We start from the raw sequence: 8061 nt of genomic DNA on the forward strand, positions 1-8061 counted from the left end.
CCGCGACCACCGCCCCGGAGGTGACCCGTGGCTGAGGCCCCGGCCCCGCGCCCGCTCCTGCCGAAGGCCCGGCGGCCCCGCCCGTTCTTCCCCGAGCCCGGCGGACTGGCGCTCTTCCTCAACGCCGGCGACCCGCCCCTGGACCGCTTCGACGAGCTGGCCCTGATGCTCGACCAGGAAGGCGTCGACTGCCTCGAACTGGCCGTACCCTTCCCCGACTCGGTCACCGACGGGCCGGTCATCCGCCGCTCCGCCGACCGGGCCCTGGCGCTCGGCACCGGCCTGGACGAGGTGCTGGCCGCGATCGCCCGGGTGCGCCCCTACCTCAGCCGCCTGCGCATCGCGCTGCTCGCCGACTGGAGCCACACCCTCAAGCACCGCGACCCCGCCGGCACCGCCGCGGACATCGTCGCCGCCGGGGCCGACGGCCTCCTGGTGCACGCGCTGCCGCCCCGGCTGCGCGCCGCGCACCTGGCGACCGCCCGCGCCGCCGGGCTCCCGGTGGTCACCACCTGCTACGCCCAGTCCGCGCCGGCCACCCGCGCCGGCGCGGCGGCCGAGGCCACCGCCTACCTCTACCTCGTGGCCCACTACGGGCGCAGCGGCACCGCGCCCGCCGCCGGCCACGCCGCCCTGGCCGGCGCCGTCGCCGAGCTGAGGGCCCACACCACGTCCCCGATCGCCGTCGGCTTCGGGGTCAGGACCAGCGAGGACGCGCAAGCCGTCCACGGCACCGGGGCCGACGCCGTCATCGTCGGCTCCGCCGCCGTGGCCCGGATCGAGTCCGCCCTGCACACGGGGCGCGACCCGGTCGCGGAACTGCGCGCGTTCGTCCGGTCCGTGCAACCCGCGCGGCTCACCACACCTCACACACCAAGGAGTCGACCGTGATCATCCGAGACATCGAGACCGTGAAGACCGTCGACTGGGGCAACGGGCTCAGCCGGAGGTTCTTGGTGGCCGCCGACGGCGTCGGCTACTCGCTGACCGACACCACCGTCCGCGCGGGCACCAAGTCCCGCCTTCAGTACCGCAACCACATGGAGGCGTGCTACTGCATCGCCGGCTCCGGCGAGGTCGTCGAGCTGGACGGCACCTCGCACCCCATCACCCCCGGGCGCATGTACGCCCTGGACCAGCACGACGCCCACTTCCTCGTGGCCTCCCCCCACGAGGACCTCAGACTCGTCTGCGTCTTCGCCCCGGCCCTGTCCGGAGACGAGGTGCACAGCCTCGACGAGCACTCATCGTCCGCGTACTGACCGGGGCGCCCGGACGGGCGCCCCATGGAGGCGGTTCCCCGTGATCCGTTGGAACACCGACCAGGTCGACCTCCGGGAGGGCCTGGCCCGGTGGGGCGAGGCGCTCAGCGCCGACCACGTCACCCTGGACGAGCAGGCCGCGTTCTCCCCGGACAAGTGGAAGCTCGTCCAGAAGACCGGCGTCCTCGCCCTGCCCTTCGACGAGGAGTACGGCGGCCTCGGCCAGTCCCTCCTCACCACCATGTACGTCCTGGAGGGGCTGGGCGAGCACTGCCGGGACGCCGGGCTGAACTTCTCCGTCACCACCAGCCTGGCCAGCACCGGAGTCCCGCTGGACGCGTTCGGCACGGCCGAACAGAAAGAGAGGTACCTGCCCCTGGTCTGCTCCGGCGAGGCGATCGGCGCGCACGCCATCACCGAGGCCGAGGGCGGCTCCGACGCGATGGCGATGACCACCCGCGCGGTCCGCGACGGCGACTCCTTCGTCCTCAGCGGAGCCAAGACCTTCGTCAGCAACGGCCCCGTCGCCGACGTGTTCGTGGTGTACGCCCGGACCCGGCCCGACGGCGGGGCCCTCGGCGTCACCGCGTTCCTCGTGGACCGCGACACGCCGGGCCTGACGACGGGCAAGCCGCTGAAGAAGATGGGCCTGCGCACCTCGCCGCTGTGCGAGCTGTACTTCGACGAGTGCCGGGTGCCCGCGAGCCGGGTGCTCGGCCGGGTCGGCGGCGGGTTCATCGTCCTGGACCACGTGATGAAGCGGGAGATCCTCTTCTCCTTCATCGTCAACGTCGGGGAGATGCAGCACCGCCTGGAGCGTTGCGTCGACTACGCCCGCACCCGGCAGTCCTTCGGCAAGCCCATCGGCTCCTACCAGGCGATCGCCAACAAGATCGTCGACACCAAGATCGGCCTGGAGACGGCGCGCAAGTGGCTGTACGACACCGGGGAACGCCTCGCCGCCGGCGAGAACGTCACCACGGACCTGGCCATCGCCAAGCTCGTCACCAGCCGGTCCAACCTGGACAGCAGCCTGGCCGCCGTGCAGATCTTCGGCGGACACGGCTACATGTCCGAGTACGGGCTCGAACAGGACGTGCGCAACGCCGTCGGCGGCACGATCTACTCGGGCACCAACGAGATTCAGTACACCCGGATCGCCTCGATGCTGGGCCTGGACAAGTGAACAGCGCACCCGCACCCGTACTGAAGGTCTGCGGCGCCACCGCGCCGCACGACATCGAGGTACTGGCGGCCGCCGGGGCCGACCACGTCGGCCTCTGGCACGGCGTACCCGGCGGCCGCGCCGACCTCACCGGACCCGGGCTCGCCGCCCTCGCGGCGGCGGCCCGGGCCACCGGCGCCCTCGAACCCGTCCTCGTCACCTTCCTCGCCGACCCCGACGCGCTCGCCGACGCGGCCCGCCGCAGCGGCGTGACGCACCTCCAGCTCCACGCCTACCAGCGCCCCGACATGGTCCGGGCGCTGCGCGCGGCCCTGCCCGACGCGGTGCTGATCAAGGTGCTGCACCTGGCGCCGGACGGCGGCTGCGTCGAACGCCCGCTGATCAAGGCGTACGCCCGCGCCGGCGCCGACCTGTTCCTGTTCGACGCGGCCACCGGCGACGGGCGCGTCGGCAGCACCGGCGTCCGGCTCGCCGGCCGGCAGGTGACCGCGCTCGCCGACCGCTGCCCGCTGCCGTTCTGGCTGGCCGGCGGCCTCGATCCGGCGAGCAGCGCCGACTACGCCGACGTCGCCGCCCACCCCGGCTTCCGCGGCATCGACGTGGACACCGCCGCCCGCGACGCCGCCGGCCGCTTCACCCCGGACGCGGTGGCCGACCTGGCACGGGCCTGGGGCACCGCCCGGCACGCCGCCCCCGCCGTCCGCACGAGCTGACACCCGCCCGCCGTCGTCCCTCACCGGCCTCGCGCATCCGTAAGGAGCACACCCCATGACGACCCCCTTCATCGAGGCCCTCCTCGCCGCCGAACGCCCCCTGGTCATGGAGGTCAAACGCCGGGACGCCGACGGCCTCGACCTGATCGCCGGCCGCACCCCCGCCGACATCGTCGCCGCCTACGAGGAGATGGGCGCGCCCTGCATCTCGGTGGTCACCGGGCGCTGGTTCGGCGGCACCCCCGAACTGCTGCGGGACGTCGCCCGGATCACCCGGCTGCCGGTCCTCCAGAAGGACTTCATCACCCGCGCCGGCCACCTGGAGCAGGCCAGGGACCTGGGCGCGTCCGCCGTGCTGCTGACCGCCGGGCTGCTGCCCGCGGTCAGCCTCGGCAAGCTCGTCACCGCCGCCCTGCGGGCCGGCCTCACCCCGTTCGTCGAGGTCACCTCCGAGGAGGAGCTGGCCGCGGTGCCGCATCCGCGGGACTGCCTGATCGCCGTCAACAACAAGGACATCCGTCGCCGCGAGCGCGGCCAGGCCGAGATCGACCGCAGCCTGGACCTGCTGCCCGCGCTGCGCGCCACCGGCACGCCCTGCCCGGTCAGCGCCAGCGGCATCGACGGGCCCGCCGCGGCCGCCCGCCTGCTCGACGAGGGGTACGCCGGGCTGCTGGTCGCCACCGCGCTGCTGCGCGCGCCCCGGCCGCACGACTGGCTGGCCGAGCTGGACGCGCTGCGCGCCCCGGCCGCCCGGCAGACCGCCGGCGCCTGACCGGCCCCGGCTCGCCCGCACGGCGGTGGCGGGACCCCCCCCCGGGCCCCCCCCCCGCCGTTCCGTCTTCCGCTTTCTGCCTACGCCGTGACCCGGCTGACGAGCTGGTCGCGCACCCGGGTCGGTATCAGCGGGGCGAACCGCTTCAGATACGCGTCCAGATGGCGGTCCGCGCCCACCAGGAACGGCAGGTCGAAGACGAGCAGCCGGCGCACCGCCAGCAGCGGGACCGGTGAGCGCAGCGGCCGGAACGCCGGGTTCCACAGCCCCGGCTCGTCGCACACCGGATGGAACTGCCCGATCATCAGCCCCCCGGCCACGAACTCGTCCTTGGCCGCCCGCTGCAACGCGTCCAGCTCCGCCGAGTCCGCCGGATCGACCCCCGGCAGCACCATCAGCAGCGTCAGCAGCTCCTGGTCGTCCGGCTCCAGGTCGGTCGACAGCTTCTCGTGCCACTCGCGCAGCCGCCCCACCGCGTCCGCCAGATCCGGCTGCCCGGACCCCTCCGGCGACCCCGGCCCCTCCGGCGACCCCGGCCCCTCCGGCGACCCCGGTCCCTCCGGCGGCACCGCGAACAGGAACAGCTCCTTGCGCAGGGAGGGCTGGGTGTAGGGGCACACCGGCCCGGTCCGCCCCAGCGCCGGGTGCCCGGAGACCAGGAACTCCCGGCTCCACTCCAGCACCTGGCCCAGCGCCCGCGCGTACCGCGCCGGCACCTCGCCGCGCTCCACTTCCCCGGGCGAGTAGATCCGCAGCGTCCCGTCGCCCCTCATCGCGGGTCCCTCCACATCGGACGCAGCGCCGGCCCGTCGCCGGGCAGCACGATGTCCGGGCCGAGCCGGACGAAGCCGTTGCGCCGGCAGGAGCCCTCGCCGCCGGGCGAGCTGGCCTCGGCGTACGTACCGCAGCCCGCCGCGTCGGCCAGCGCCGCCACCCGCCCGACCAGGGCCGCCATCGCCCCGTCCCGGCGCCGGTCGGCGCGGACCGCGCCGAACGAGATGTAGCAGTGCGGGGCCGCCGGGTGCCGCTCGGCCTGGAGGGCGGTGATGACGGCCAGCCTCCGGGCGTCCTCGCCCAGCACCCCGCGGAAGCGTTCCTCCAGCTCGGCTCCGCGCGCCTCGGCGGCGGCCAGTCCGTCCGGCGACAGGTACAGCAGCACCGCCGAGCGGTCCGCGGTGGCGAGCACCCCGCCGCAGTCCGCCGACAGCTCCATGAACACCCGGAAGAACCCGGGCAGCACGCGTCTGCGCCGTTCCTCGTCCGGGGTGATCCAGCGGGTCAGCGGGTCGTCGAGGAACGACGCCGCCAGCAGCGCGGTCAGCGCCCCGGCGTCGTCCGGGGCCGCCGGCCCGATGCCGTCCCCTAAAGCACCGGGAACGCCGTTCGCGCCGGTCACCGGGGTGGCGGAGGTCAGGGGGGTGGAGGACATACGAGGTCAATCCCTTCGTCGGGACGGTGCCGGCCGGCCGGGCGGCTGCCCGGCGCCCTCGGCGGCGAGCTCCTCGACCCGGGCGTGCAGCGCGTCGAGGTGCGACTCGGCCTCCGGCTTGATCAGAACGCTCCGCATCACCCGCGCCGCCTCGGCGTCGCGGACGGCGGTGGGGTGACGGCTCAGGAAGGCGTCCGCGTCCGCCCGTACGACGCTGAGGAACACCGGGTCGTCCGCGGCGTCCATCCCGTCCCGCAGCAGCCGCCCGCTCGCGGCGTCGATCGCCGACAGCGACCAGGGCCGGGCGGCCGGCACATAGCTGACGATGTCCAGGTCGGGCTGCTGGTACGGCCGCAGGAACTCCGACTCGCCGAGCAGCGAGTGCCAGCGCAGCGCCGCCCGCCGGCTCGCCGCCAACTGCGCGCCGAAGCCCTCCCGGGTCGGCGGCAGCAGTTGCAGCGTCAGCCACAGTGCGGCGGCGGCCGCGCCCGCCCGCGAGCACTCCAGGCTGATCTCGCCCAGGTGCAGCTCGGCGTCGGTGAAGTAGGTGTACGGCGAGTCGTGCGCGAAGTGCCGCCGGGCGCGCGGGTCGTTGAAGAGCACCGCGCCGCAGCCGTACGGCTGGAGCCCGTGCTTGTGCGGGTCGATCACCACCGAGTCGCACTCCGCGATCGCCCGCCACGGCTCGGGCGCCACGCCCTGCGGATCGCCGGACCGCCCCAGCAGCGCGTAGAACCCCCCGTACGCGGCGTCGACGTGCACCCGGGCCCCGTACTCCCGCGCCAGCGGCAGCACCTCGTGCACCGGGTCGACCGTGCCGAGCCCGGTGGTGCCGGCGGTGACCACGACCGTCCCCACCCGCCCGGTGGCCAGCACCCGGCGCAGCTCCTCCAGCGCCATCCGGCCCCGGCCGTCCGCCGGCACCCGGTGCCCCTCCACCCCCAGCACGTCGCACATCCGGGCGTGCGTGTAGTGGCTCTCCGAGCTGTAGGCGACGCCCCGCCCGGGATGCGACTGCCGGGCCACGTACAGCGCCTCGAGGTTGGCCATCGTGCCGCTGGTGGTCAGATGCCCCAGCGGCTCGGTCATCCCGAACACCGAGCCGAGCGCGGTGACGCACTCCCGCTCCATCTCCGTGGTGGCCGGGCCGCCCTCCGCGGCGTGGTTGTTCGGGTTGAACAGCATCGCCGTCACATAGCCGACGACGGCCGCCGGGTGCGGCGGCTTAACCATCTGCCCCGCGTACCGCGGGTGGAAGAACGGGTAGTTGTCGTCCAGCCGCTTGGCGAAGGTCTCGAACACCGCGCCGAACTCCTCGTCGCCCACCTGGTGCGAGGGATGCGGCGCGAACGGCCCGAAGCGCTCGCCGAACCGCTCGACGACGTCCACCGCGCGCGGCAGCCAGTAGCGGAGATCCACGGCAACGCCTCCCCTGACGACGACATGTCGCCCGTACGTCTACGCGGCCCCCCGCAACACCGCCGCAACCGGGCGCCCGCCCGAGCGCCGCGCGAGCCCGCCCTGCTGCACTCGCCAGCGGCGACCCGCCCCCGCCCGCCAGGGCCGGAGCCGGGGCCACCCGCATCCCCTCGGCATCCCTCGGAGGACCCATGACCACCCGGCGCAGCATGCTCGGCGCAGCCCTCGCCACCACCGGCGCCGGACTGTTCACCTCCGCCGCCCTCGCCCCGCTCGTCCTCGCCGCCGCCCGCGAGGACGACCCGGCGACCGCCCCGGCCGCCGCGCCCCGGGTGACGCCCTTCAGCGTGCCGCTGCCCATCCCGCCGGTCCTCGCCCCGGAGTCCACCAAGGGCGGCGTCGACACCTACCGGATGACCCTGCGCCCCGCGCGCGTCGAGATACTCCCCGGCGTCCGCACCGAGGTGCTCACCTACAACGGCTCGTTCCCCGGCCCCACCATCAGAGCCCGCTCGGGCCGGCCGGTGGTCGTCCACCACACCAACGCCCTGGACGTGCCCGCCTCCGTCCACCTGCACGGCGCGTCCGTGCCGCAGAGCAGCGACGGCGACCCGATGGACACCTTCGGTCCCGGCCGCACCCGCACCTACACCTATCCCAACCGCCAGCCGCACGCCTCGCTCTGGTACCACGACCACGCCCACCACAGCGAGGCCGAGCACGTCTTCCGCGGACTGTCCGGGTCCTACCTGCTCACCGACGACCTGGAGCAGTCCCTGCCGCTGCCGTCCGGGGCGTACGACATCCCCATCGCCCTGCGCGACGCCCGCTTCGACGACCGGGGCGCCCTGGTGTACGTCATGGACGACGTCCCCGGCCGCACCACCCTGCTCGCCAACGGCCGACCCCAGCCCTACCTGAAGGTCGCCGCCCGCAAGTACCGCCTGCGCCTGCTCAACTCCTCCAACATGCGCTTCTTCCACCTGCGCCTGTCCGACGGGGCCGCCCTCACCCAGATCGGCTCCGACGGCGGCCTGCTGCCCGCCCCGCACACCACCGACGCCCTGTGGCTCTCACCCGGCGAGCGCGTCGACCTCGTCGTCGACTTCGGACGCTACCCCGTCGGCGCCCAGGTCGTCCTGGAGAACACCGTGGGCCCCGGTACCCCCGGGGAGGTCGGCCAGGTCATGCGCTTCGACGTCGTCCGCACCGCCGCCGACCCCAGCTCCGTCCCCGCCCGCCTGCGCACCCTGCCCCCGCTCTGTCTCTTATACCCATCT

9 protein-coding genes are annotated in these 8061 nt (G+C 74.6%); 6 read left to right on the forward strand and 3 right to left on the reverse strand.

Annotated features, from left to right (window positions below):
* Nucleotides 1-27 precede the first annotated feature (27 nt).
* From trpA to C6N75_RS10800, 5 genes are read left to right on the forward strand one after another with little or no spacing between them, the layout of a single operon-like run.
* Nucleotides 28-891 carry a tryptophan synthase subunit alpha gene (gene trpA, locus C6N75_RS10780; RefSeq protein WP_322888040.1) on the forward strand — a complete coding sequence of 288 codons (864 nt, stop codon included), beginning with the start codon at nt 28-30 and terminating at the stop codon, nt 889-891.
* On the forward strand, nt 888-1262 hold the full coding sequence (locus tag C6N75_RS10785; protein ID WP_105868648.1) for an ectoine synthase: 375 nt from the start codon (nt 888-890) through the stop codon (nt 1260-1262). Before trpA ends, C6N75_RS10785 begins: the two co-directional genes overlap by 4 nt.
* A 40-nt stretch (nt 1263-1302) precedes the next feature.
* Complete coding sequence (locus C6N75_RS10790; protein WP_105868649.1) at nt 1303-2448, forward strand: acyl-CoA dehydrogenase family protein; 1146 nt, start codon at nt 1303-1305, stop codon at nt 2446-2448.
* On the forward strand, nt 2445-3161 hold the full coding sequence (trpF, locus tag C6N75_RS10795; RefSeq protein ID WP_105868650.1) for a phosphoribosylanthranilate isomerase: 717 nt from the start codon (nt 2445-2447) through the stop codon (nt 3159-3161). Before C6N75_RS10790 ends, trpF begins: the two co-directional genes overlap by 4 nt.
* Nucleotides 3162-3216: 55 nt before the next feature.
* Complete coding sequence (locus C6N75_RS10800; RefSeq protein ID WP_105868651.1) at nt 3217-3933, forward strand: beta/alpha barrel domain-containing protein; 717 nt, start codon at nt 3217-3219, stop codon at nt 3931-3933.
* An 80-nt stretch (nt 3934-4013) separates the two neighbouring features.
* Here C6N75_RS10800 and C6N75_RS10805 read toward each other — a convergent pair whose 3' ends face one another.
* The 3 genes from C6N75_RS10805 to C6N75_RS10815 are packed head-to-tail and all read right to left on the reverse strand — an operon-like array spanning nt 4014 to nt 6781.
* Nucleotides 4014-4706 carry a DUF6875 domain-containing protein gene (locus C6N75_RS10805; RefSeq protein WP_105868652.1) on the reverse strand — a complete coding sequence of 231 codons (693 nt, stop codon included), beginning with the start codon at nt 4704-4706 and terminating at the stop codon, nt 4014-4016.
* Nucleotides 4703-5362: a hypothetical protein gene (locus C6N75_RS10810; protein WP_258177340.1), complete on the reverse strand. Its 660-nt coding sequence runs from the start codon at nt 5360-5362 to the stop codon at nt 4703-4705. Before C6N75_RS10810 ends, C6N75_RS10805 begins: the two co-directional genes overlap by 4 nt.
* 6 nt (nt 5363-5368) lie before the next feature.
* Nucleotides 5369-6781 carry a pyridoxal phosphate-dependent decarboxylase family protein gene (locus C6N75_RS10815; protein ID WP_105868653.1) on the reverse strand — a complete coding sequence of 471 codons (1413 nt, stop codon included), beginning with the start codon at nt 6779-6781 and terminating at the stop codon, nt 5369-5371.
* A 191-nt stretch (nt 6782-6972) separates the two neighbouring features.
* Between C6N75_RS10815 and C6N75_RS10820 the strand changes: the two genes are divergently transcribed.
* A partial coding sequence (locus C6N75_RS10820) for a multicopper oxidase family protein (protein ID WP_105868654.1) occupies nt 6973-8061 on the forward strand: 1089 nt, incomplete at its 3' end.

The organism is Streptomyces solincola, from assembly GCF_002982015.1.
Taxonomy (GTDB): domain Bacteria; phylum Actinomycetota; class Actinomycetes; order Streptomycetales; family Streptomycetaceae; genus Streptomyces; species Streptomyces solincola.

Bases quoted from the DNA above. Each gene is read 5' to 3' on its own strand.
- C6N75_RS10800 (WP_105868651.1), top strand. From the start codon at position 3,217: ATGACGACCCCCTTCATCGAGGCCCTCCTCGCCGCCGAACGCCCCCTG.
- C6N75_RS10810 (WP_258177340.1), bottom strand. From the start codon at position 5,362: ATGTCCTCCACCCCCCTGACCTCCGCCACCCCGGTGACCGGCGCGAAC.
- C6N75_RS10805 (WP_105868652.1), bottom strand. From the start codon at position 4,706: ATGAGGGGCGACGGGACGCTGCGGATCTACTCGCCCGGGGAAGTGGAG.